Origin of the sequence: Rossellomorea sp. FM04394, assembly GCF_041889765.1 — a bacterium.
GTDB classification, from domain to species: Bacteria; Bacillota; Bacilli; order Bacillales; family Bacillaceae_B; genus Rossellomorea; species Rossellomorea aquimaris_B.
The window spans coordinates 1038125-1063085 of record NZ_CP168654.1 but is presented as its reverse complement, the minus strand read 5'-3'; the positions used below and the strand labels follow the sequence as shown (position 1 = coordinate 1063085).

The 24961-nt window shown below is 43.8% G+C and carries 24 protein-coding genes and 2 riboswitches; of the genes, 8 read left to right on the top strand and 16 right to left on the bottom strand.

The features are described 5' to 3' along the window. Positions 1 to 374: 374 nt before the first annotated feature. Complete coding sequence (locus tag ACCB35_RS05360) at positions 375 to 1820, bottom strand: DEAD/DEAH box helicase (protein ID WP_374056081.1); 1446 nt, start codon at positions 1818 to 1820, stop codon at positions 375 to 377. 786 nt (positions 1821 to 2606) lie between these two features. Continuing rightward, positions 2607 to 2807, bottom strand: a complete 201-nt coding sequence (locus ACCB35_RS05355) for a cold-shock protein (protein WP_064094055.1) — start codon at positions 2805 to 2807, stop codon at positions 2607 to 2609. A gap of 263 nt (positions 2808 to 3070) precedes the next feature. On the opposite strand from ACCB35_RS05355, the gene ACCB35_RS05350 reads away from it, so the two are divergent. Beyond that, the gene (locus tag ACCB35_RS05350; RefSeq protein WP_374056080.1) at positions 3071 to 3283 is read left to right on the top strand and encodes a hypothetical protein; all 213 of its coding nucleotides are present in this window, start codon (positions 3071 to 3073) and stop codon (positions 3281 to 3283) included. A 95-nt stretch (positions 3284 to 3378) separates the two neighbouring features. Here ACCB35_RS05350 and ACCB35_RS05345 read toward each other — a convergent pair whose 3' ends face one another. The 3 genes from ACCB35_RS05345 to ACCB35_RS05335 form a co-directional block, all read right to left on the bottom strand. Beyond that, the gene (locus ACCB35_RS05345) at positions 3379 to 3579 is read right to left on the bottom strand and encodes a cold-shock protein (protein ID WP_064094055.1); all 201 of its coding nucleotides are present in this window, start codon (positions 3577 to 3579) and stop codon (positions 3379 to 3381) included. A gap of 227 nt (positions 3580 to 3806) precedes the next feature. Next, positions 3807 to 3956 carry a DUF3934 family protein gene (locus ACCB35_RS05340; protein WP_082051258.1) on the bottom strand — a complete coding sequence of 50 codons (150 nt, stop codon included), beginning with the start codon at positions 3954 to 3956 and terminating at the stop codon, positions 3807 to 3809. 94 nt (positions 3957 to 4050) lie between these two features. Beyond that, positions 4051 to 4815, bottom strand: a complete 765-nt coding sequence (locus ACCB35_RS05335) for a MerR family transcriptional regulator (RefSeq protein WP_374056079.1) — start codon at positions 4813 to 4815, stop codon at positions 4051 to 4053. 189 nt (positions 4816 to 5004) lie between these two features. On the opposite strand from ACCB35_RS05335, the gene rluF reads away from it, so the two are divergent. After that, positions 5005 to 5712, top strand: a complete 708-nt coding sequence (gene rluF, locus ACCB35_RS05330; protein ID WP_299746019.1) for a 23S rRNA pseudouridine(2604) synthase RluF — start codon at positions 5005 to 5007, stop codon at positions 5710 to 5712. Between the two features lie 64 nt (positions 5713 to 5776). Here rluF and ACCB35_RS05325 read toward each other — a convergent pair whose 3' ends face one another. Then, a complete protein-coding gene (locus tag ACCB35_RS05325; RefSeq protein ID WP_374056078.1) occupies positions 5777 to 6268 on the bottom strand; it encodes a response regulator in 492 nt (163 codons plus the stop codon). A 79-nt stretch (positions 6269 to 6347) separates the two neighbouring features. Beyond that, positions 6348 to 7379 carry a fatty acid desaturase gene (locus ACCB35_RS05320; protein ID WP_374056077.1) on the bottom strand — a complete coding sequence of 344 codons (1032 nt, stop codon included), beginning with the start codon at positions 7377 to 7379 and terminating at the stop codon, positions 6348 to 6350. 275 nt (positions 7380 to 7654) lie between these two features. On the opposite strand from ACCB35_RS05320, the gene ACCB35_RS05315 reads away from it, so the two are divergent. Together ACCB35_RS05315 and ACCB35_RS05310 are read left to right on the top strand one after the other, a co-directional pair. Continuing rightward, positions 7655 to 8704, top strand: a complete 1050-nt coding sequence (locus tag ACCB35_RS05315) for a DUF3231 family protein (RefSeq protein ID WP_374056076.1) — start codon at positions 7655 to 7657, stop codon at positions 8702 to 8704. Between the two features lie 386 nt (positions 8705 to 9090). Continuing rightward, positions 9091 to 9276: a hypothetical protein gene (locus tag ACCB35_RS05310; protein WP_374056075.1), complete on the top strand. Its 186-nt coding sequence runs from the start codon at positions 9091 to 9093 to the stop codon at positions 9274 to 9276. Between the two features lie 59 nt (positions 9277 to 9335). Here ACCB35_RS05310 and ACCB35_RS05305 read toward each other — a convergent pair whose 3' ends face one another. The 3 genes from ACCB35_RS05305 to ACCB35_RS05295 all read right to left on the bottom strand — a co-directional run bounded on the left by ACCB35_RS05305 (position 9336) and on the right by ACCB35_RS05295 (position 12234). Next, positions 9336 to 10274: a TRM11 family methyltransferase gene (locus tag ACCB35_RS05305; protein WP_374056074.1), complete on the bottom strand. Its 939-nt coding sequence runs from the start codon at positions 10272 to 10274 to the stop codon at positions 9336 to 9338. Between the two features lie 169 nt (positions 10275 to 10443). Beyond that, a complete protein-coding gene (locus tag ACCB35_RS05300) occupies positions 10444 to 11229 on the bottom strand; it encodes an SDR family oxidoreductase (RefSeq protein ID WP_374056073.1) in 786 nt (261 codons plus the stop codon). A 135-nt stretch (positions 11230 to 11364) separates the two neighbouring features. Further along, positions 11365 to 12234: a 5'-methylthioadenosine/S-adenosylhomocysteine nucleosidase gene (locus tag ACCB35_RS05295; RefSeq protein ID WP_374056072.1), complete on the bottom strand. Its 870-nt coding sequence runs from the start codon at positions 12232 to 12234 to the stop codon at positions 11365 to 11367. 169 nt (positions 12235 to 12403) lie between these two features. After that, positions 12404 to 12507: riboswitch (purine riboswitch) on the bottom strand. 192 nt (positions 12508 to 12699) lie between these two features. Between ACCB35_RS05295 and ACCB35_RS05290 the strand changes: the two genes are divergently transcribed. Next, the gene (locus ACCB35_RS05290) at positions 12700 to 13602 is read left to right on the top strand and encodes a Gfo/Idh/MocA family protein (RefSeq protein ID WP_374056959.1); all 903 of its coding nucleotides are present in this window, start codon (positions 12700 to 12702) and stop codon (positions 13600 to 13602) included. A gap of 85 nt (positions 13603 to 13687) precedes the next feature. Here the strand turns inward: ACCB35_RS05290 and ACCB35_RS05285 are convergent, their stop codons facing one another. Continuing rightward, a complete protein-coding gene (locus ACCB35_RS05285) occupies positions 13688 to 15181 on the bottom strand; it encodes an amidase family protein (protein ID WP_374056071.1) in 1494 nt (497 codons plus the stop codon). 304 nt (positions 15182 to 15485) lie between these two features. Here ACCB35_RS05285 and ACCB35_RS05280 point away from each other — a divergent pair, with 304 nt between their 5' ends. After that, on the top strand, positions 15486 to 16847 hold the full coding sequence (locus ACCB35_RS05280) for a glucoamylase family protein (protein WP_374056070.1): 1362 nt from the start codon (positions 15486 to 15488) through the stop codon (positions 16845 to 16847). Positions 16848 to 16922: 75 nt separating this feature from the next. Here ACCB35_RS05280 and mmuM read toward each other — a convergent pair whose 3' ends face one another. Both mmuM and mmuP read right to left on the bottom strand, forming a co-directional pair. Beyond that, entirely contained in the window at positions 16923 to 17873 is a 951-nt protein-coding gene (gene mmuM / locus ACCB35_RS05275; RefSeq protein WP_374056069.1) for a homocysteine S-methyltransferase, read from the bottom strand. After that, positions 17842 to 19254 carry an S-methylmethionine permease gene (mmuP, locus tag ACCB35_RS05270; protein ID WP_374056068.1) on the bottom strand — a complete coding sequence of 471 codons (1413 nt, stop codon included), beginning with the start codon at positions 19252 to 19254 and terminating at the stop codon, positions 17842 to 17844. The genes mmuM and mmuP overlap by 32 nt, the downstream gene beginning before the upstream one ends. A 92-nt stretch (positions 19255 to 19346) precedes the next feature. Further along, positions 19347 to 19453: riboswitch (SAM riboswitch) on the bottom strand. A gap of 137 nt (positions 19454 to 19590) precedes the next feature. Here mmuP and nei point away from each other — a divergent pair. Then, positions 19591 to 20427: an endonuclease VIII gene (nei, locus tag ACCB35_RS05265; RefSeq protein ID WP_374056067.1), complete on the top strand. Its 837-nt coding sequence runs from the start codon at positions 19591 to 19593 to the stop codon at positions 20425 to 20427. A gap of 94 nt (positions 20428 to 20521) precedes the next feature. Continuing rightward, complete coding sequence (locus tag ACCB35_RS05260) at positions 20522 to 21028, top strand: AAA family ATPase (RefSeq protein WP_374056066.1); 507 nt, start codon at positions 20522 to 20524, stop codon at positions 21026 to 21028. 41 nt (positions 21029 to 21069) lie between these two features. Here ACCB35_RS05260 and ACCB35_RS05255 read toward each other — a convergent pair whose 3' ends face one another. The 3 genes from ACCB35_RS05255 to rlmD all read right to left on the bottom strand — a co-directional run bounded on the left by ACCB35_RS05255 (position 21070) and on the right by rlmD (position 24751). Beyond that, positions 21070 to 21642, bottom strand: coding sequence for an isochorismatase family protein (locus ACCB35_RS05255; protein ID WP_374056065.1), 573 nt, complete (start codon positions 21640 to 21642; stop codon positions 21070 to 21072). Positions 21643 to 21770: 128 nt separating this feature from the next. Next, positions 21771 to 23231, bottom strand: coding sequence for a YdiU family protein (locus tag ACCB35_RS05250; RefSeq protein ID WP_374056064.1), 1461 nt, complete (start codon positions 23229 to 23231; stop codon positions 21771 to 21773). Between the two features lie 155 nt (positions 23232 to 23386). Continuing rightward, a complete protein-coding gene (gene rlmD, locus ACCB35_RS05245) occupies positions 23387 to 24751 on the bottom strand; it encodes a 23S rRNA (uracil(1939)-C(5))-methyltransferase RlmD (RefSeq protein ID WP_374056958.1) in 1365 nt (454 codons plus the stop codon). Positions 24752 to 24961 lie beyond the last annotated feature (210 nt).

Here is a 24961-nt window from a genome sequence, read left to right as displayed (position 1 = left end):
ATAGTTCATTCACTGTTAATTGGGATTTCGCCGTTAAATCATGGATTTCGCCGTTAAAAATTGATTTTCGCCGTTATATTGAAAATTTCGCCGTTATAATCAGATCCTTGCCGGTGGACCTGAGATCCTATCTGGATGTGAAGAAGGAAAACAGAATGCTAGTCGAGCCTACCTTTGAATGTCTGGATTCGCTGATAAATTTGAAATTTCGCTGATATAAACCGGATTCCGCTGATATATCACTCACCATATATAAGAAGGAACACCAAAGGACTATTTCTTCCCCCTTTTTCTCATGGCCCCGTCTAAATGTTCTCCCAAAACATAAAAAAACAGCGAATTCCAATAAATCCGCTGCATGTTTTAAAGATTATTTATTTTCTCGCTTCATGGACCTTCAGCACCTTACCTTTGACTGTGGTTTTTTTCATGGCTTGTAAGACTAACGGCCCTTTGCCATTCAATATCTCCACATAAGAAAGGTTTTCCTGGATGGTGATGATCCCGATGTCATCAGCGCTCACTCCTTCGATTTTCGCAATTGTTCCGACGAAATCGACAGCCCTGATTTTCTTTTTCTTTCCGCCATTGAAGTAGAGCTTCATGATATCTCTGTTCAACTGCGCACTCTTATCTGATTTAAAATCAGGTTCCGTGTCTAATTTTCGTTCAAAATCCGTCTTTGCTTTTGCCACTGCTTCTTCCGACGGCGGCTGCAGCTTTGGAATCGCAAATCCGATATATTCTTCAATCTCGGCAAGGAATTTATCTTCATACGGTGTGCAGAAGGTGATCGCCTTTCCTGCAGAACCTGCGCGGCCCGTTCTCCCCGTACGGTGAACATAACTTTCTCTCTCCATGGGGATATCATAATTGATGACGTGTGTGATGTTCTCAATATCGATTCCACGGGCTGCCACATCCGTTGCCACCAGATAGCGGAATTCCCCTCTCTTAAAATCATCCATCACTTCAAAGCGGGCTTCCTGAATCATACCGCCATGAATTTTATCCACTGGATACCCTGACCTGTCCAACTCTTCACATAATGTATCCACATTTTCTTTTGTTCGGCAAAAGATGATGCAGCTATCGGGATTTTCAACAGTTGTGACGTTTTTAAGAAGAGTCAGCTTATCTTCCTCTCTCACTTCGATCAAAGAGTGATCGATTTTATCTGTCGTGATACCTGTTGCCTTGATTTCAATATGAACGGGTTTCTTCATATATTTATGGCAGAGTGCTTCCACATCCTCCGGTAATGTAGCTGAGAATGTCAACGTTACCCGATCCGTCGGCAGCTCTTGAATAATCGCTTCCACCTGTTCGATAAAGCCCATGTTCAGCATCTCATCGGCTTCGTCAATCACAAGGTACGCAAGCTTTTCCAATGGGAATGTACCTTTTTCAATATGATCGAGTACGCGGCCCGGGGTGCCTACTACGATATGGTTTTTCTGCTTAAGCTCAAGCTTTTGTCGATGAAAAGGAGATTTCCCGTACACCGCAGCCGCCTTGATTCGCTTATATCTCCCGATGTTTGTGATATCTTCTTTTACTTGAACAGCGAGTTCCCGGGTCGGCGTCAGCACAAGGGCTTGAGGCTTATTCTCTTCCCACTGTACCATCTCGCAAATCGGAATCCCGAAAGAGGCTGTCTTACCGCTTCCTGTTTGGGAACGCACAACAAGATCCTTCTTCTCCAGAGCCAATGGAAGCACCTTGGATTGAACCTCGGTTGGAGCTTGATACCCTAAACCGGATAGAGCCCTTACAATATCATTACTAAGCTTATAATCCGTAAATTGTTTTATACTCATTTCACTACCTCATTTATTCATTCTTTAGTTTTATTCTCATAGGAAAGTGTCGATTCTATTCAATGGAATTATACCCCCAGCAAATTCTTTTCAAATATCTTTAGGTATTCCACCGATAGTGTGTTATGCTTTACCTAACCATTTTTAACTTGTAACATGTTGTCTCCGGGACCGACGAACGCTGTCGGTCCCTTTTTATATCTAAAGCGCAGGCGGCTCTCCCAGAGGCGACAAGCATAAGGCGAACATGCCGGAAAGACGCTCTTTGACTTTTTGGCATGTTTGACTTATGACCTCGAGCCTCTAGCCGCCGGAGTTGGATGAAACCTAAAGCGCAGGCGGCTCGTTCAGCCACGACAAGCATAAGATGAATAGGCTGGGAAGGCGCACTTTGCCTTCCTGGCCTATTTAGCTTATGACCTCGAGGGGCTAGCCGCCGGAGCTGGATGAAACCTAAAACGCAGGCGGCTCGTTCAGCCACGACAAGCATAAGATGAATAGGCTGGGAAGGCGCACTTTGCCTTCCGGGCCTATTTAGCTTATGACCTCGAGGGGCTAGCCGCCGGAGCTGGATGAAACCTAAAGTGCAGGCGGCTCGTTCAGCCACGACAAGCATAAGATGAATAGGCTGGGAAGGCGCACTTTGCCTTCCTGGCCTATTTAGCTTATGACCTCGAGGGGCTAGCCGCCGGAGCTGGATGAAACCTAAAGTGCAGGCGGCTCGTTCAGCCCCGACAACACAAAAAAAAAAAGGACCCTCCGAGAGAGTCCCTTCATCAAAAGCTATTACGCTTTGTTTACGTTAGTCGCTTGAAGTCCACGTTGACCTTGCTCAGTGTCAAATGTAACTTTTTGACCTTCGTCTAAAGATTTAAATCCTTCGCCTTGGATAGCTGAAAAATGTACGAATACATCTTCTCCACCTTCGATTTCGATGAATCCGAAACCTTTTTCTGCGTTAAACCATTTTACTGTACCTTGTTGCATAATTGTTTCCTCCTGTGTGGACTTGAATCCACGATTTATTACTATCGTTGCTCAATTAGATATCAAAGGCGAAAAGTTTAAATACTTATTCTTTCCTTACAGACCGAACAAAAATAATTCTTACTAAGAATAACAGATAACCTGAGAAAAAGCAAATCGAATACAATAATCACCCTCAATCCATCTTTATTCTTTAAACTCTCTATCAGTAAAGGATAAATCCGTCCTTATGTCGAAAGTAAAAGATAAAGGGGATGACCCAAATGAATAAAATTGGATTATTAAAGAGTTTAAATCAAGCCAGTCGCGGAAACTTCTTTTCAATTGAAATCCCTCTGACTTCAAAAGCAGAAGCAGAAACAATCAAAAATCTGGCAGCTGAGTTAGAAAAAGAAGGAAAAATCAAAATCAGGGAATGTAATCAGAATGAATCCTCCGTTTACATTCAGGGAATCATCAAGTATGCGTTAACGTAATGGTGAAAAGGTGCCTGCGATCGAACGGCAGGCACATCTTTTTTATGTCGCAAATAAAAAAGGACCCTCAAAGAGAGTCCTTCATCATAAAGCTATTACGCTTTGTTTACGTTAGTCGCTTGAAGTCCACGTTGACCTTGCTCAGTGTCAAATGTAACTTTTTGACCTTCGTCTAAAGATTTAAATCCTTCGCCTTGGATAGCTGAGAAATGTACGAATACATCTTCTCCACCTTCGATTTCGATGAAACCGAAACCTTTTTCTGCGTTAAACCATTTTACTGTACCTTGTTGCATAATTGTTTCCTCCTGTGTGGACTTGAATCCACGATTTATTACTATCGTTGCTCAATTAGATATCAAAGGCGAAAAGTTTAAATACTTTCATTCCTTACAGACCGAACAAAAATAATTCTTTCTTAGAATAACAGGAAATCGTAAAAATAGCAAATGCTTTTATGAATTTGTCACTATCTTCCTATATAAAAGTCCACTCCCCCGAAAGGAAATGGACTTACATATGACTACTTATCTTCCTGCTTACTTCCATGCTTTACGCCTTTACTCGTATAAGGCTTGTTGCTCTTTTTCTTATTGGCCCCGGCCTGCCAGCGATTCCAGCCTTTTTTTCCTGTGCCTTGGCCTGTTCCGCTCTTTTTCTTTGGTTTACTCATTTTTTCACTCCGTTATCATAAGGTACGTTCTTTCAAGTTCGTCCTCATATCATAACACTTATTAGTGGAGCAGAGTACTTCTTGTTTATTCCACTTAAGATTTTTGCCCTGTATAGATGTGGATAGCATCCCTCAAAAACTCTGCCACACCTTCCTGATCTTCATCATAATAAGCCTTAAACCGTTCATCATCGACATACATTTGAGCAAGACCGGCATGACCTTCCTTGCTGTACTGTCCCCAATAGAATGTAATCCACTCTTTATGCAGGTCAGCAGCTTTCTGGGCGATGTCACTTGTTGGATCACCTGTTTGGAACGCTTCGGCTAACGTTTCTTTTATCTCTTTTTCAAGGCCTGTGACTCTTTCATGGTCTTCCTGTGACATGTTCATCACTTTGGCGTTGGATTCGTCCACTGCCTTGTCACCATATTTCTCCCGTACTTCTTTTCCATACCTTTTCTCGTTATCATCAATCATCTTTTGTTTGAAGCCTTCAAACTTTTCTTTATCTGACATGGTCATTTTCCCTTCCTTTACATGTATTGTTTTATCTACATTTGCAATCAATTGATCAAGCTGCTCTCGTCTGGCTAACAATTTTTCGCGGTGTTCCATCAAGGCATGCTTTGCGTCAAAGGCAGGATCATCCAGGATATCCTTGATTTCGTCCAGTCCTACACCTAATTCTTTATAGAAGAGGATCTGCTGCAGTCGGTCGACTTCCCTCTGCCCGTATATCCGATATCCTGACGAATTGGTCCTTGCCGGCTTTAGAATCTCAATTTCATCATAGTAGCGCAGAGTTCGCGTGCTCACACCAGCGAGCTCCCCAAGCTTCTTAACGGTATATTCCATGATTTCACCTCCTGACAATTCTTACTTTACAGGTTGACGCTGCGTGAATGTAAAGGGGGTTTTTGAAAATATTTTTTTATTTGATAAGATAACCCACCCGGTAGGGATCTATTTAGGGAATCCCTTGAAAAGAAAGCAGCAGTCCGATATTCTTAGATTATTAATTATCAGTTTAAGGTTGTGTTGAACATGCGTATCAATAAATATATCAGTGAAGCTGGAAAGGCATCCAGACGCGGTGCAGATAAATTGATTACAGAAGGAAGAGTGACCATTAACGGGAAGATCGCGAAGATTGGTGATCAAGTCAATCCCGGGGATGATGTGAAGGTGAGCGGAGCCCCTGTAAGAGTGGCACGAAATAATGTATATATCGCTTTAAATAAACCCGTTGGGATTACGAGTACAACCGAAAAAGGCGTGAAAGGGAATATTGTGGACCTCGTCAATCATCCCCTGCGAATTTTCAATATCGGACGGCTGGACAAGGATTCGGATGGCTTGATTCTCCTTACGAACGATGGGGATATCGTCAATGAAATCCTCCGCGCCGAGAATCAGCATGAAAAGGAATACATCGTGACGGTTGACCGTCCGATTTCAGAGGATTTTCTAAAGCAAATGTCAGAGGGTGTTAAGATTCTGGGAACGAAGACACTCCCATGTAAGGTTGAGCAGATTTCCAAGTATGTCTTCCAAATCACATTGACTCAAGGATTGAACCGCCAAATCCGTCGTATGTGCGAAGCCCTTGGATACGAGGTATATAGACTGCAGCGTACGCGTATCATGAATATCCATTTAGGAAATCTGCCTGTAGGACAATGGCGTGACCTTTCTAAAAAAGAAAAGACGCGACTGTTTCAGGATTTGGATTATGAACCGAAGGAATGGTAATACATTAAAGGGCCTGACCCCACTGCATAAGCTGCAGGTGGGGGTCAGGCCCTTTATCGGGTTTTCATCCAGTCGGTAACTTCATCTTATCCATGATCATTGTAAAATAGGTTTTCACCTGGCCAGGTGGATGGGGAATGTGGTATGAATCAGACTCCTGAGTCTCCTCATCCTCTTTCATTAACTTCGGAGAATAAACCTGCTCCCCCTCCACTATGCTGCGAATCGAGGAGGTCAGCTCTTCACTCGGACTGTCCTTCAACATGTACCCCTTTGCACCTGCTTGTTGGACCAGCTCTATATAACCATTTTTGCGAAATGTAGTTAATATAAGCAGATGACATCCTTCTTCCTTCAATGCTTCTAGAGGTCCGTCCCTCTCCAGCATTTCAATATCCATGATAAAGAGGTCTGGTTTTAGATGTTGGATAAGTGTTTGGGAGTCCTGTATGCCCGATGCCTGACCAACGACTTCCATATCGTTCTCCAGGTTAAGGAGGGAGCTCATGGTTTCACGGAGCAACTGTTGGTCCTCTTGTATGACGATTCGAATCATGTAGGTTCTCTCCTTTTAAAGGCCTTATCAAGTAAAGACTCCCCTTATATGAATCGGTCATAAGGAGAGTCGGTCAGGTTTATAATTCAGGTTTGGCTTCAGTTGAAATTCTTGATTTTGACTTATCCAGAGACTTGATGCCTCTAAAGCTTACAAACGTTTTGTTTTCTTCATCCCAAAGCTTGAAACGTAATGACTTTAAGCTTGTTAAAAGTGAGATGGTTGGTACTTTTTGTAATGGCTCTGAGTTTTTATGCGCTTCTTCCAGTCTGTAGTTCGGTACTCTCGGACTTAGATGGTGAATATGGTGATAGCCGATGTTACCTGTAAGGAACTGCATGATTTTTGGAAGCTTATAGAAGGAGCTTCCTTCAACAGCTGCCAACACATATTGCCACTCTTTGTCTTCTTCGAAATATGAGTCTTCAAACGTATGCTGTACGTAGAACAACCAAATACCGATCGATCCTGAAACCATGAAGATTGATCCCTGTACCAGCAGGAATTCCTGCCATCCCAGTGTCACACATAGAAGTGCGATAAGGGCCACGATGATCACGTTCACTAAATACGTGTTATTACGTTCTTTCTTACGTGCATTTTTACGGTTGAATCTATTTTTCAGAAGGAATACATAAATCGGTCCTAAAACGAACATAACGAACGGATTGCGGTAAAAGCGATACGCTAAACGAATCTTAAGAGGTGCTGCTAAATATTCATCAATGGTCAGCGTCCAGATGTCACCTGTCCCACGCTTATCCAGGTTCCCGCTTGTCGCGTGATGGACGGCATGATCATGTCCCCACTGATCGAACGGGAATAGCGTCAACACACCCATAGCGGTTCCGACGATTCGGTTCGCACGGCGGCTTTTAAAGAATGAGAAATGTGTACAATCATGAAAGATGATGAAGATTCGCGTTAAGAACCCTGCAGCGATCACGATTGGAACGAGTGCGAGCCAGTACGATACGGAAAGGCTTTGATACGCAAGAAACCATAATAGAAAGAACGGCACCAGCGTATTGACCATCTGCCATACACTTTCTTTTGTGGTTGACTTTTCATAAGGAGCAACTTCTTTTTTCAACGTTTTTATATTTGTCATGTCATAATTCCCTTCATTTAAGGCGTTGGATTTATTATAAGATAAGCGAAATCATCGTGTTAGTAGTAGGTGTCATATGCTGGATATGACAAATGTCATAAGGGAGAATTTGTCACGAGTTCAAGGATACTCAAATGCCTGCTAATACTGGATTTCGAGTGAATGCTTCACGTTTCCAAGTGATAATATTATTTTTTTAAATTAGAAAAATATTCTTATTTGGGCCACTTTTAATGAAAAACACCTTAACAAAGACAGGAATATTTGTACCTGAAATGCTAAAGATAAAACAGATAATGGAGGAAGAAGGTGAGCATTTGAAGAATGAAGACGGCAGACATATTACGTTGACCTCGACGGAATTAGGTGAACTATGGAAAAATTATTTGGGCGAAACCCTGTTGGATTGTGTGTACACCCATTATTTAACAAATGTAGACGATCAACGCATAAGAGAGTTGCTCGAGAAAGCACAGGAAATGACAAGGAAGCATATTGCGAAATTAAAGGATATCTTTCACAAGGAGACATTCCCCATCCCCATCGGATTTAGTGATAACGATTTGAATGAAGAGGCACCTGCCATCTTCACCGACAAATTTTACTTGTTCTATCTGAAGGAAACCTCCCGCATTAACTTACTCCTGTTTTCAAACGCGTTGACGGTTTCGTTCAGGGATGATATCAGACAATACTTCGATGAGTGCATTGATGATGCGAGTGAACTGTATCAGGACGCCATGAATAGTATGCTTGCGAAAGGACTCCTGATTCGCGCACCTTTCATCCCTATTCCCGATAAGGTGAGATTTATCGAATCCAAAGACTTTCTACATAAGCTGATCGGTAAGGAAAGACCGATGACTTCGACAGAAATAACCTCTATGTATGTCAACCTGGACTCAAACCAACTTGGAAAATCACTGATGATGGGATTCAGCCAGGTGGTGGAATCAAAGGAATTAAAAAAATACATGGTACGGGGAAGGGATATCTCTCAGAAGAATATCACCATCCTTCAAGACTTACTCACAAAAGACCATCTGCCATCTCCTCAACTATGGGATCCCGAAGTCTTGGACTCAAAGGTCGCCCCTTTTTCAGAAAAACTTATGCTATATCATGTGGCTCTCGCCAACGCAGGAAGCATGGTTAACTATGGAATCGGCATCACCTCGATTTTCAGAGAAGACATTTCCCTTGATATTTCAAGACTGGTTGTTGAAATATCCCAATTTTCTAAGGATGGCGTAAAAATGCTGATCGAAAAAGGGTGGCTTGAGCAGCCTCCCATGGCAGCCGATCGGGATGAATTGGCGAAGTAATTCGGCACTGGTACAGGTAACCGGTTAAAACATAAAAGAAAACACCCTGTCAAATTTCATAACTGCCAAATAGAGGAGGTTCCCAAAGTTTCATTTTGGGAACCTCCTCTTTTCTCTAATAGAAAAGATCAAAAATCAAAGTCATCGGAATGAGAACTACTGTCAGGATTTTCAACTATAGCAACCAATCGATCCACTTGTTCTTGACATAATTTAAAGTTATATAGATAAATGTTATCTTCCACCTGAGAGAAGTACCCGAATTCATATCAGCCTTCTATTAGAATGTTATCATGAGGATCCACCATGTCATAAACACATTTTTCATAAACCCTCACTGTTGTTTCAGCTTGTACATATAATGTGCTGAAAGGGGGGAACAAGACATGGATCGATTTGTTCTTTTGATGCTTGCCGGCATTCTGGCAGGTTTTGTATTAACGGAAGTTCCTTTAGCAGGAACGTTCTTAGCAAGTGTAGCAACTATCCTTTCCCTGATTGGGGTAGTAGCTATGGTGGTTTTCTCACTTTACCTGATTTACAAAGGGGTACTGGCCATTCTGGGCAGGTAAATAGAAAAGAGACTCAGAGTGATTTCTGAGTCTCTTTTTGAATGTTGTATCCGGCACTCTTACTGACACACCAAAACTTGACGTACAAATCTCCCCTTGCTCACTTCACAACGGTCCACAATCTGGAATCCCGCTCTTTCAACATTGGCATCCACATCTTCCAACGTCACGATCACGACCTTCGTTGCAAATCTTCTCGCACTGCGAAGCATGTCAAGCTGCTCATCGTCTGTAATCACTGAACAAAGATTGTAGGGAAGGTCAATCACTGCCACATCATAGCTGTCCTTTACGTCATTAATATCCTTTAACGAGACTTCCCCTTCAAAACCAAAATGAGCGATATTCTCCTTTACTCCATCGAGGATCAAAGGATTGCGGTCACTACCGACTATATCGATTCCCATGGACAACGCCTCGACAAGTACAGTCCCGATTCCGCAACAAGGATCGATCATCTTGATTCCATCAGGATTTGGAGACGCAATGTTCACGACCGCCCTTGCTACACGCGTGCTTAGTGCCGTCGAATAGCTGTGTGGCTTCTTCACATGGTGTAACCAAACCGCTTCATTTTTCATGTGCTTTCCGAATACCCAACGATCATTCGTCTGCATGACCCCGAACCAAATGACCGGATCGACTAACTCGGCTTCTCCTTTCAGGTGCATGCCCACTTCCTTCTCAATCCTACGCAGCTTCTTAAAGCCCACTCTTTCGGAATCTGGATTTTGTACATATACTACTTTGAATCCATCCAGCGCTTCTAATTTTTCTATTTCTACGAGTAAATCTTCAAAACTTTTTCCCTCGCATATGATCTCAAGCCGTTCTCTAATAAAAGGACTTCTACTTGGATCTATTTTCACTGAACTTTCCAGAATACAAGATTCAGAGCTTTTTCCAAACAACGCTCTTCTTTCCAATGCACATAAGGATTCTTCATTCGCTTCCCATGAATAAATATAGTAATAGTTTTTCGTTTCTATAATGATCATCTCCGTGTGATGTTAAAAATGTTGTGACGCATTAGAACATTGTAACATACGGAGAGGGTTCTTACCCGATAAGGTCCGTCCCTCAACGCTTTAACGCGGTAAGGGACGGACCTTCATTAAAAAAAGCCCATCCACAATCGAATGGGCCGTTACTAAAAATGATCCTTTATCAAATTTCCATTTCCCAACGTTCCTGCTGGGTTTCCTTCAGCTGCTTCTCCGTTTCTTCCGGATAAACCGTACGGAATTTATGGTTATCGGCGGGGATGATTTCAATCATCTTTTGAATCATGTCTTCCGGATCGAACTGGTCTTTTAACCCTTCCTGCTGTTTTAGCATATCTTCTTTACGGGTAAAGTTCTTTTCATCGTCGAACCATTTCCAGATTTCCTCTGCGCTTCTTTTATTGAAGCCCGTCTCGAACGCACCCGGATTGATGGTTGCAACCTTCACTCCGAACTCTTCAAGCTCCGATTTCAAGGTTTGAGCAATTCCTTCAATGGCGTGCTTCGTTGCTGTGTAAGGACCCACATATGGTGTCGCTGATATCCCTGCCATGGAACTCATGAACACGATCTTTCCGCTTCCTTTTACCACAAGATTCCTTGCGGCCAGTTGAACGGTTTCAAGGGTTGCGAAGACGTTCACTTCAAATAGTGCACGGAAACGGTCCATAGGAACTTCTCCGAGTGGTCCGCCTTCATTGATCGCTGCGTTTGCTACAAATACGTCGAAATCATATTTGGTAATCTGTTCCCGATCTCTGGAGTTTGTAATATCGAGCTTGAATACTTCCATATCCACATTTTGCTCTTCCGCTTCCCTCATAAGATCGGTTTTCTGGGAAGTCAGCTCTGTCGTCGCAATCACACGGTGTCCCTTTTTTGCAAGACCGAGTGATGCTCCTCTTGCCAGACCACTTCCTGCTCCTGTAATGAAAATTGTTTTAGCCATTCTGTATTCCTCCTATTAAAAACGTGCCTTCCTTCTTTCTTCCCTTTAACAAAATGTGTAAAACTTTTTATATAAAAAGAGGCCAGACCCCGGCTCACTAACGCATTAGTTTGCCAAGGGTCTGGCCCCACAACACTATTTATTTTCCATAGTGGAAATATACTCCTTAACCACTTCATAGACATATTCCTGATTCGCTGATGCGGTTTCCGGGTTGTATGCCCCACCGTTTGTCTTGTTATTTGACAGTACACGGATTCCCAGGAACGCTACATCATATGCACCCGCAATCTGTGCTGCTGCAGCCCCTTCCATTTCTTCAACAGAAGTACCGTATTTCTCATGGAACCACTGGATGCGGTCCACTTCATTATTCCACACGTCTGCAGATCCGATGGTACCCTCGACGATTTTCCCATTGGTGTAGGTATCCTTAACTGCTTTGGCAGCTTCAAGTAAGTCTTCGTCTCCATCGTAATAACGGATCTTCTCAGCATTTGGGTCTTCACCCGCACTGCCTTCAGAAGCCATTAAGTCCATCGGCTTCCAGACGGTTGGATCAATTCCTTCGTTATCAGCTTTGTCAGCTGTTTTCAATGAACCCAGGTTTACGGTTCTTTCTCCTAACACGATATCAAATACATCTAACTCAGGGTCATGTCCACCTGATGTTCCTTGGTTGATGATGGCAATTGGATCGTATTTCTCAATGGCTACCGCAGTAGCAGCTGCCGTGTTCTCCATACCTTTACCGGTTTTGGCAACGATGACAGGATAACTATCAAGCGTTCCTATATAGAAAACAAATGATCCCGATTTTTCTTCTTTCACATTTTCTAGTTTACCCGCAAACTTTTCAGCTTCAATAGGCATTGGACCTTGTATCATAATCGGTCTCTTTGCCTTTTCTTGCTTCGCTGCAGTCTTTGAAGTCGAACTACAGCCAGTAAATACGGATAATGCTAATACCGATAATAATGCAAATAATGTTAGTTTCTTTTTCATCACAATCTCTCCTTTTACGTTTTTACCTGATGTTGATATCTCGTTGTTTCGGCCAAAAGAAAAAGATCCAGAACATGTAGAGTGGTTTCTACTTTCCAGACCTTCGAAGTCAAAGTATAGGTGACGAACGGGATGTCCATCACAAAGTGGCTACGTCAAAAAAGGCGTAAAACCGAATACTTCAACTCGTAGTCTAGTTCTTATAATGGGAACCAGGTAGAAACACTCAGACCATATTACCGAGGATATACGAGTAACGATATGTAAAATCAGTACTGTGCTACTATAACAGACCCGAAATGAATATACAACAGAAATACGAATAATATTTTTATTAATGAATATATCGTTCGTGTTTTTCGTTATTTTTAGAGTAACTTCTGCATTCTTACAAGCCTTACATTTGATATATCAATAGAGATTAATATAATGAAAGAAAGCTACAAAATAATCAACGAGGTGAAAATGATGAAAATCGGACTTATCGGATTAGGAGATATAGCCAAGAAAGCCTACCTTCCAGTTCTCTCTGAAAAAGAAGGAATAGAGTTGGTGCTTTGCACGAGGAATGCTGAAAGCCTGAATGCTCTGGCAGATAAATATCGGATCCCGGAAAAGGTACAGACGGTGGAGGAACTGATTGCATCCAATATAGACGCAGCATTTATAAGTACTGCAACGGAAGCACACTTTGAAATATCGGAAAAACTACTACAGAGTGGCATCGACGTTTACATAGATAAGCCGATTTCCTTGAACTTTCACGAAACCGAAAGAATCGTCCAGCTTGCAAAAGAAAAGGGCAAAATCGCCATGGTTGGTTTTAACAGACGTTTCATACCAAAAGTGAAAGAGCTTAAAGAGCATGGGAAACCGAGCTTCCTTCTTATGCAAAAAAATAGATACGCTTTACCTGATTACACCAGAAGGTTCATCGTGGAAGATTTCATCCACGTCGTCGATACTCTGCGATTCTTAATGGATACCGTTGTCCTGGATGTAAAGGTTCAGTATCTAAAAAAAGAAGACAAGCTCCACCATTTAGTCATCCAATTGATCGGTGAGGACTGTACCGCTGTCGGCATCATGAACCGGGATGGAGGTGTGACGGAGGAAATCATCGAGTACTCTGCAGGTCATCATAAATATGTCGTCGACAGTCTCGTTGAAACGACCCATTATCATAATAAAGAAGTCAGCTTTTCTTCATTTGGTGATTGGGAGCCTACTTTGTATAAGCGTGGTTTTTATGATTTAGTAGATCACTTCTTAGCTTGTGTGGAAAATGGTACCACGCCTGACCCATCGATTGAGGATTCTCTCGTAACCCATGAGATTTGTGAAAGGATTGTCGGGATGATTAAGTAAGGTTTGGGACAGAGGGACAGGTCAACTGTCCCAGTCACAAAAAGGGAGTCGGGACAAGGAACCTGTCCCTACTTCCCTCCCCCTTTTAAAACAAAGGGTTTTTCTCTATTTCCAACCAATGCTCAGACTTCTCAATCTCTCCAGCCAATTGCAACAGTAAATCCTCTCTACCCTTTGCTGCCATCACCTGGACTCCCACAGGCAGCCCTTCAGACGTTTGATGTATCGGTAGTGACATGGCCGGCTGTCCTGTTAAATTGGCCAACTGTGTAAAAGGGGTACGCATCAGATTCTTCTGTGCTATCTGATCAACGATCCCAATCTTTTTCAACAGCCTTCTGAGTCCCAGCTTCCCTATTGAACGTATCAAGAATTTCTCTGTGTGGGTTGGTTCCAGTTCTCCTATCTTGGCTGGGGGAAAAGCCGTTGTAGGAGTAAGGTAGAAATCGTACGTTTCATGAAATGTTTCCATTTGATAAGCTGCTTTGTCCCACTCCCTCATACTCAGGATGAATTCTTCAGCAGGTGTGGCCTTTCCGATCAAACCGAGGAGCCAGGTCGACGGTTCCACATCAGCATAAGTCGCTTTTCGTCCCAGCACTTCTTCTAAAGAGGTTAACAATGCAGCGGTTTCCCCAAAATACATGGTTAAGAAACTTCTCGCAATCTTATGTCCATCCACAGGTACCTCTTTTTCTTCCACATCATGACCCATGGACTCTAGAACTTTAGCAGCTTTCACAACAGCCTTTTCGCATTCAGGATGTACTTCGGTACGTATGGGGGAAGCTGTTGAATAGGCAATCTTTAATTTCTTGCCTACTGGAGTTTGTGAAGTTTCTAAGTAGCTTCCTTCAAATGGCGGGGCATAAAAAGCTGCAGATTTTTCATACATTTTTAATTCATCCAGCATGGCAGCGCCATCTCTTACCGACCGGGTTAACACATGCTCAACCGAGGCCCCTTGCCATGTTCTTCCGTAGGTTGGACCAACTGGGGTTCTTCCCCTCGTCGGTTTCAAACCAAATAACCCGCAATAGGCAGCCGGGATCCTTATAGACCCCCCACCATCGTTGGCACCCGCGATCGGAACAATGCCGGCCGCTACCGCAGCAGCTGATCCGCCACTTGAACCTCCAGGCGTATAATCCAGGTTCCACGGATTTCTTGTCGCACCGTGATGTGAAGGCTCCGTAACAGCGACTAAAGCAAATTCAGGTACATTCGTTTGCCCCAGAATGACCACGCCTGCTTCCCGCAATCTCCTGGTATATTCCGAATCTGTCTTCGCCCGGTAGGTTTGAAGGGATTTTGAACCTGCTGTCATGGGCTCCCCTTCTATTTCCTGAGTGATATTTTTCAATAGCATGGGTACACCGGCGAAGGCTCCAGTAATCTCTTTGTCTGCAACCTCCCTCGCCTGGTCATACATTTTATGAATCACTGCGTTCAACTTCGGGTTGTGGGCTTCTGTTAGTTTAATGGCCTCTTCAACCAATTCTTTAGGATGTACTTCTTTTTTCTTCACTAATTCTGCGAGCCCTAAACCGTCGTAGTTTTTATAATGGAAACCCTGCATCCTGCTCACCCCTATCGACTATGTATCTATGACTTTCTACATAATGGGAAAATATCCTTTTTTCAATAGAAATCAATGGCACTGTAGGCAAAATAAGACGCTAGTCACCCCATACAGTAGCACCTATGATTGAGGGCGGTGTCTGTATTAGAGTTTACCTGCGAAGGATACTGGTATAAAAGACCCAAAAAAGAGATAATATGCCGACGTGTTATTTTCAGACAATTGTTACTATTGAGCGATATACGTCTCTTGACAACTCTTGTATACTTTTAATCGAAACGTTTCACTAAAATGAAAGGAAGTGTCAAATTTGAAGAAATATTTTTCATTGCTGATCGCTTTATTGCTGATCGTCAGCGCCACGCTCCCTGCTGCGGCTTCTGCAGAGAGCACAAACAAAGGAAAAGAAATCGCATTATCCAAACAATTGAAAGCGATTTCAAAAAATACCTATCGATACTTCGAAGATTTTACAGATAAGAAAACGGGCCTCACGTTTGATGCCGTCCGTATGGATAACGGGGAGATCAATGCACAGAAATTCACTTCTCCTACGAATATTGCCATGTATATGATGAGTACGATTTCAGCTGAGGAAGTCGGCCTGATCTCACGTGAAGAAGCCGTGACTAACATCGAAAAGACGTTGAATTCGTTAAAAGAGATGGAAAAATGGAACGGGTTATTTTACAACTGGTACTACACTGAAGATGCAACCCTCATGACGGATTGGGGTCAATTCATCTCAACTGTAGATAATGGATGGCTGTCTGCAGGGCTGGTTGTAGTGGGACAAGCGTATCCGGAACTCTATAAAGAGACCCACGCACTCGTAGAGGACATGGATTATTCCACTCTTTACACACCGGAAGTAGGACAAATGCGGGGCGGATATGATGTAGCAACAGAGAGCTATACTGCTCACCACTACGGTGCCTTTTATACGGAACCACGCGTAGCAAGCTACATCGCGATTGGGAAAGAAGATGTACCGGAAGAACATTGGTGGAGAATGTTCCGCACCATGCCAGAAAGCTGGGATTGGCAGGCTCAAATTCCTGAAGGATATACAGAAACATATGACGGTGTAGATGTCTTCGAAGGACATTACAGCTACAAGGGCACTAAATATGTACCGAGCTGGGGAGGAAGCATGTTTGAAGCATTGATGCCACAGCTTGTACTGAAGGAAAAAGAACTTGGGAAAAATGCACTTGGCTTGAACAATAAGCGTCATGTAGATATCCAGATTCAATATGCCAAAGAGCAGGGATATGCAGCCTGGGGCATGTCACCAGCAGCCACACCAGATAATTATTCAGAATTTGCCGCTACTCCATTAGGTATGGACGGCTATAAGTCTGATGGTACGGTCACTCCACATGCCACTTTCCTGGCGCTTGAATACGCGCCGATGGAAGCGTTCAAAAACATCCAGGCGTTGAAACGTTTCGATATGTACGGGAAATACGGCTTCCTTGATTCAGTCAATGTGGAAACGGGAGAAGTGACAAACGCCTACCTCGCTTTAGATCAGGGTATGACAATGGTCTCCATCGTCAACTATCTAAAAGATGGAGTCATCAGAGATTATTTCCACCAAGATCAAATCGGGGAATCACCTGAGGACTTGCTGATCAAAGAGACGTTTTCTATTCAATAATAAATAGTAGCGATAAACATGCAAAAGCCCAAGTGGTTGAATCACTTGGGCTTTTTGCATGTAATTGGTATTTGTCTACCTCCACCTCTTCGCCAGCGCCTCTATATGACCCGGATTCGTCCGGCAGCACCCACCAATGATACCGGCCCCTGCCTCGTACCAAATTTCTGATTGCTCCTCAAATGCGTAACAACCTTCCTCCCCATGCCACGTTTTAGTCCGGGCATTGTAAGTCTCACCTGAGTTCGGGTACACGATGATTGGTTTGTCAGTGTTTCTGCTTAATACGCTTATTGCCTCCCTGGCTACAGGAATCGGTGCACAATTCACACCAATCGCAGCGATTTGTTCATTGTCATTGAACACACGCGCACACTCTTCAATTTCCGTTCCATCACTTATCGTCTCTCCATCCTTCAATGAAAAAGACAGCCAGGCGCAGGTTTCCGGAAATTCTTTCAAAAGAGAACCTAGTACCTTAGCTTCCTGCAAGGATGGGATGGTTTCGAATGCCAGTAAATCAGCTCCCGCCTCCACTAATGCCTGGATTCTCGGAAGATGGAAATCTGCTAAATGCTGATCGCTTACTCCATAGTTCCCAACGTATTCAGAGCCGTCTGCAAGGTATGCCCCGTAAGGTCCTACAGAACCAGCAACGATTGGTTTCGGCCGATTCGAATTTTCCTTCTCTTCCTTCCAGAAGTCATCCCGTGCTTGTTTTGCAAGAGTAACCGTTTTTTTGATTAATTCCAGCGCTTCCGGTTTCTCTATTCCGCGCTTTCTGAAACCATCCACCGTTGCCTGGTAGCTGGCTGTAATCGCACAATCGGCTCCTGCACGGAAATAATCAGCATGAACCTTTCCGATCACTTCCGGTTTTTCCAGGAGTACACGGGCAGACCAAAGGGGATCGTTCAAATCACAGCCTTGGGATTCCAGCTCTGTGGCTAATGCTCCATCTAAAATAAGCGGGGAATATTTTTGTAAAATAGCATCAATGGGATTTAGCTTCAGTTGTTTCGACATGACCTTTTCCTCTTTTCTTTACATATTGTGTTAGATAATAGCTTCCATAGCAAAGGGCGATAAACGGGATCCCGCAATAAAGGGCAATCCTCTGAGTGGGATCAAAGGCAATACCGATACAGGAAGCGAGACAAAGCAGAAATGACGCAATGGGAACGAGTGGATAGAGCGGCGTCCTATATGCCAGGTCTTTCACATCATTCCCTTCCCTTATATACTGTCTTCGAAATAAAAATTGGGCAGCACTAATGCTCATCCACACGATCACCACAGCAAGACCCGAGACCGAAACCAATACGATGTAGACCGTCCCCGGTGCAATGATGCTAGAAAGCAAGGCCAGTCCCCCTCCAAGCATGCTGCATACAATCGCATTGAGAGGGACTCCCCTATCAGTCAATTTGGCAAAAATCGGTGAGATCGTTTGCTTATCCGAAAGCGACCATAGCATTCTGGAAGAAGCATACAGACCTGAGTTTGCCGCTGATAAAATGGCCGTTATGATCACAAAATTCATGATATCGGCGGCATAAGGGAGTCCGATCCGTCCAAGCACGGCCACGAAAGGACTCTCCAATACACCCGCTGACTGGCTCGGTAATAAAGCTGATAATACGACAATCGTCCCTACATAAAAGAGGATCAATCTCACAAGCGTGGTACGGATAGCTTTAGGAATCGATTGTGATGGATTCTCTGTTTCTCCCGCCGCGACCCCGATCAATTCTGTTCCTGAAAAGGCAAAATTCACGGCAAGCATGGTCATCAAGATGGCAAATGCCCCATTCGGAAACAATCCTGAACTCGTGATATTTGAGAAAAACGGAGCCGGCTCTGCATCACTTAGAGGGATGAACCCGACGATCGCCCCTGCCCCGATCACAATAAACGCAACAATCGCCATCACTTTCACTAAAGAAAACCAAAATTCGGATTCAGCAAAAAACCGTACTGACAACGCATTTAATACAAAAATCAACGCAGCAAAGACCGCACTCCAAATCCATACACTAATCGAAGGAAACCAACGCTGCATCAACAAGCCAGCTGCCGTAAACTCCGACCCCAATGCCACTGTCCACGTCAGCCAATATAACCAGCCCACCGTGTAACCGGTCCCTGGACCAATGAACTTTGTAGCATAACTATGAAACGATCCCGTCTCCGGCATATGGACAGAAAGCTCGCCTAAACAAAGCATCACAAGATACACCACCAGCGCCCCGATCAGATAAGCAAGGATCGTCCCGAACGGTCCTGCCTGATGAATCGTATACCCCGAACTCAAGAAAAGCCCGGTCCCGATCACCCCTCCAAGAGACAGCATCACTAAATGCCGCGTCTTCATCTTCCTTTTAAAACTCTGTCCTGCGTTTTCCATACAAACACCCTTCCTTCTATAATTATTGAGGAATGGGTGAACAAACAAAAAACGCACCCTAAACGAGTGCGTCACCGACAAATAAAAGATTGCTCCTATCTATCAGGGTTTGAATCACCCGCTGGAATTAGCACAGTATCTTCACAGACCTGTTGCTGAGGCTTCAAAGGGCCAGTCCCTCCACCTCTCTGGATAAGAAAATATGAGATTTTTTAAAACTTTATCAATATATTGGAATAATGTCAAGACCATAAAACAGTTGAGTAGCCCAGCCTATCCGGATGTTACTTTGGGAAGAAAAAAGGGAACAACTATACTAAAAAAGGAGAAACCGCCATGCCAGAAGGTCCCGAAATCAGAAGAGCTGCAGATGGAGTGGAGCACGCTCTTAAAAATAAAACCGTACAAGATATATACTTCGCCTTCCCTCATTTAGAAGACTACGAAGAACTTTTAAAAGGATCGGTCGTGACCAGAGTGGATACGAAAGGAAAAGCCATGCTCATCCACTTTGACAATGGCTACACCATTTACTCACACAATCAGCTCTATGGAAAATGGTATATAAGGAACCTGTACAACTATCCGAAAACAAACCGCCAGCTAAGGCTTGCTCTACATAATGAAAAAAAGTCGGCACTTCTATACAGTGCATCCGATATTGAAGTCCTCCGTGACGAGGAGGTGCCTGAGCATCCTTTCGTTTCAAAAGTGGGCCCTGATATTTTGAGTGAGGAAGTAACAGCGGATGAATTGCTTCAAAGAATGAAAGAAAAACGATTCTATAATCGAAAGTGGTCGATACTTTTATTAGATCAAGGGTTTGTAGCCGGGATCGGGAATTACTTGAGGTCTGAGATCATGTTTGCAGCAGGCATTCACCCTTCATTTCGACCAATTGACTGTACGGAGGATCAATTGATGAAAGCCTCAGAGGCGATCATTCATTTAATGAAACAATCCTATAAGACAGGTGGAATTACAAACGATCTTGAGCTAGTTAAGAAGTTAAAAGCCAAAGGAGAGAAGCGTTCAAAATATCGACATTGGGTATTCAATCGGGAAGGAGCATCTTGCTTTGTTTGTGGGAGTGAAATTGAGAAGACGGTTGCTGCTTCGAGGCGCTTGTATTTTTGTCCGGTTTGTCAGGGACAGGGGGACGCTGTATTGTAAGAAAATGATTTCTCAGTAGGGACCTGTCCTCTAGTCCCAAGATAAGATAAAATGATACTAACAATTGATCTGATGAAATCGAGGAGACTGTGCCATGACCAATAAAACGATCTACCTTTTAATCGGACCAAAGGGAAGTGGCAAATCGTTCATCGGGACCCTGATGGACCAAAAGTTTGGAATACCCTTTATAAGAGTGGAAGATTGGGCAAAGAAAGTGAAGAAGGATAGACACATCGACAATGAAGATTACCTATCTGACGTTTTTTCTGCCATTGAAAAAGGAATTCGACACTCATTGGACACACACGACAGAATCGTATTTGAATCCACAGGATTGACGCCTCACTTTGACCAAATGTTTGAAAATATAAAGGAAGATTTCTCAGTCATCACGATCGGGGTTCATGCAAACCATGAACTGTGCCTGAACAGAGTCAAAGCAAGAGATCAATCGATCCATATAAATGTTTCTGATGAACAGGTGAATGAGATCAACAAACAGGTAATGAAAAAAGAGATGAGAACAGACTTTCAGCTGATGAACGAAGATAAATCCGTGGAGGAATTAGTGAGGGAAATGAAAGAAATAATTATATAAAGCCCCTTTTGTCTGCCAGACAAAAGGGGCTTTTTACGGATCTACATTCTGTATTTCTCCCGATAGAAATCATGTTTGGGCTGAAACAACTCTTCATCAGATTGTCTGACGTCGGAGAAATGATCCACATTATAATGACCATACAAAGCCTTGTTGTGGTGCTGAATAATTTGTTCAGCTTTTAACACTGTTGAATCTTTCGTGGAGTGACCATCTGCTACCAAGGTTACGTCCAATCCATTAACGGTTGCATACCGAACGGCGGTGTCGATACAATATTCCGTTTGGCATCCCATGATGACGACATGTTCAACCTCTTTTTCTTTTAGAAAGCTTAATAATGGCGTACCATAAAACGAATTGGTCGCTAATTTATCATACACAACGCTATTGTCCGGAACATGGATGTCCCTGTGAACCTGGAAGCCATCACCTTCCCCGCCCCCGACATCCTTATCTCGTATAAAGACAAGATGAGCACCCATTTCGGTTGCCTTACGGATGACCTGGTTAATGTTTTCAATCAGCCTCTCCTTTTGGAATACAGCTTGTTCCCCTTCATTCCCTTCAATTAATTCCTGCTGGGCATCAATTACGAGCAATGCTTGGTTCAATAGAAAAACCCCTTTATATCCTTTTTCTCTTCATCTAACTTTGAATAGTTTCGACTTATCAGTGAGAAAGTCCTCTTACATTCAAAAAAACAGGAAACCTTTTAGGCTTCCTGTTTCAGCATCATTCATCATGTACCACAATACGTTCGGTAAGGACGAGCAGATGGTTCCGGGAGTTTCGCGTACTCGCACTGTTGTGGCGTGTACTGGTAAGGATTCTTAAGAACCTCAAGTAAACGCTCCATCACGCTGTAATCATTGCTTTCCACAGCAGCTTCCAACGCTTCCTCCACACGATGATTCCGGGGAATCACCGAAGGATTGCTTTTTCGCATTAACTCATGAGAGGCATCTTTCGATTCTTCTTGCCTGTTCAGCCTTTCTTCCCAGCGTTCTTTCCATTGAACAAATTCCGGCTTTTCAAACAAATCGATTTCTTCTTCAATTGTTAACGAACGGAAGGTATTCGTATAGTCGGCACGATTTTCTTTCATTAATCCCAGAAGATCTTTTGCAAGGGACTCGTCCCCTTCTTCTTCGTTGAAAATACCGAGTTTCCCTCTCATTCCGTCGAGCCAGTGAGCTTCATATAGCTTAGGGAATTCCATTACAGCATCCTGGGCGAGTTTCAGCGATTCTTCTTGTTCGTCATGAAGAATCGGCAATAGACTCTCAGCGAATCGGGCAAGATTCCAACCGGCAATTTGAGGCTGATTACCATAGGCGTAACGTCCTCCGGTATCAATGGAGCTGAATACCGTTGCCGGGTCATACGTATCCATAAAAGCACATGGTCCATAATCAATGGTCTCTCCGCTGATCGTCATATTATCCGTGTTCATGACTCCATGAATAAACCCGATCATTTGCCACTTGGCAATGAGTGCAGCCTGGCGTTTGATTACTTCCTGAAGCAGGTAAAGATAACGGTTCGCCACATTCAGACCTTCCGGATAATGACGCTCCACTGCATAATCAGCCAGTGCACGGAGATCTTCCATCGTTCCAAATTTAGAAGCAAACTGAAAAGTACCGACGCGAAGATGACTAGCCGCTACGCGGGTCAGGACCGCACCCTGCTGCTCCGTTTCCCGGTAAATCGGCTCACCCGTTGTGACCACTGCCAAGCTCCGGGTAGTCGGAATCCCAAGTCCGTACATGGCTTCACTGATGATGTGCTCCCTGAGCATCGGTCCAAGTCCCGCCCGGCCGTCCCCACCTCGGGAATAAGGGGTTCTCCCTCCACCTTTGAGCTGAATATCATAACGCTCACCTGATGGGGTGATCTGTTCTCCGATCAGGACAGCGCGGCCGTCTCCAAGCATATTAAAATATCCGAACTGATGCCCAGCATACGCTTGCGCAATCGGCTCAGCGCCCTCAGGAATGTCATTGCCGGAGAACAACGATTCTCCTTTTTCTCCCTGCAATTCTTTGACGTTGAGTCCGAGTGCTGTTGCGACAGAATCATTTAGAACGAGCAGCGTCGGATCACTTACTGGAGTCGGTTCCTGCTTTGTGAAAAATGATTCGGGCAGGTTTGCATAACTATTTTCTATATTCCATCCTGTTTCGTTTCCCTTTGTCATGGTATCTCCTTCTTTTGGTTTTGGCTTATTTTCATAAAACATAAAATCAATAGGGTTTCTATGATTTTCTACGTGTCTATTATATTTTACACATGATAGGGGATGTATTACAAAAACAGTGCCCGACCCTTGTAAGGGCCGGGCACTGTTTTCATTTATTTCTTCAACGTCAAGGTGGCTACACATTCAACGTGGACCGTTTGAGGGAATAGGTCAACAGGTTGAACACCATCCAGGGTGTATCCGAATGGTTCCAGCTCCTTGATATCCGTCGCAAATGTATCAGGATTACAGGATACGTACACAATTCTCTCAGGTTGGGCACGTCCGATTCGTCTCATGACTTTTCCGCCTGCACCAGATCGAGGCGGATCCAACATTAATAGTTGTGGATGTCCAAAGCTCTCCAGCATTTGGTCAATTCCTTTTCGAGCATCCTTAGCGAGGAATGTCGTGTTCGAGATGCCATTATCTTCAGCGTTACGTTTCGCTGACTCGATTGAACTTTCCACGATTTCAATGCCGGCTAGTTCTCCGACTCTGCTTGCAAATGGAAGAGAAAATGTCCCCACTCCACAGAAAAGGTCGATCATTTTTTCTGTTTTCTTCGGTTGTCCCATTTCAATTGCTAAATCAACAAGCTTTTGAGCCTGTGTCGGATTCGTCTGGAAGAAGGTATCAAACCAAAGACGGAAACGGTATCCATCCATTTCATCATAGATAAAATCGCGACCGGACAGGAGATGGATTTCCTCCGCCTGTGTACGGTCTGCCCATGCTGTATTTTCAAGCCATAGTAAGCTTTTAACATGTGGGAACTTCTCGCCGACACGCTTTACAAGATCGTCTACCGCTATTTGATGAGCGTCAGGTGCCTCCGTGGCAAAAAGCGCAAGCATAAGCTCGCCCGTCACAAAGGATTGTCTCACCATTAAGTGACGCAGTAAGCCTTCATGCTTATCTTTGTCGTACCCTTTTAACCCGTGGTCTTTCACCCAATCAGCGACTTCCATCGTCGCTTCCACCATCTCAACACTTGCAATCAAACATGTTTCAAGAGAAATAATTTTTCTGAAGTTCCCTTGCTCATGCAGTCCAAGGGCACCTTCCGGTGAAAACGTAAATTCCATCTTATTACGGTAACGCCAAGGGTTATCCATTCCCATGGTGTCTCTCACTAATTTCGGATCGAAGCCTTGGCCTTCCAAAGCATGCTTCACATGATCCGTCTTCTGTTTTAACTGACCCTCGTATTCCCAGTGCTGCCATACACATCCGCCACACCGCTCAAAATGCGGACATGGAGCTTCCGTTCTTTCAGGATGGGCTTCCAGAATTTCATCCGGCATGGCCTTCCTTCTTCTGCGATCAGGCTGATCAACCGTTACACGCACCTTTTCTCCCGGAAGCGTCTGGGGAATCGTAAGTCTCAACTTCTTAGGATTTCCCAGCTCATTCTCTCGCCAAATCACCGCCTGGCCCGACCCTTTTTGATCTAATTCTTCTATAGTAGCAACCATTGTTTCTGGTTTAGTATTCGTCAATTGTTGAGTCCTCCTTCAAAATGCTCTCTAACTCTATACTTTATAAAAAAAACTGGATGAATGCAACAGGGTCATGGGGACAGGCACCTTGTCCCGCGCAACGCCATGCCCTTCCCCTAGGTTCAGCTCAATGTAGAATTTGGGACAAGGTACCTGCCCCTCCGTCCCTAACAAAAAATGTCTGCC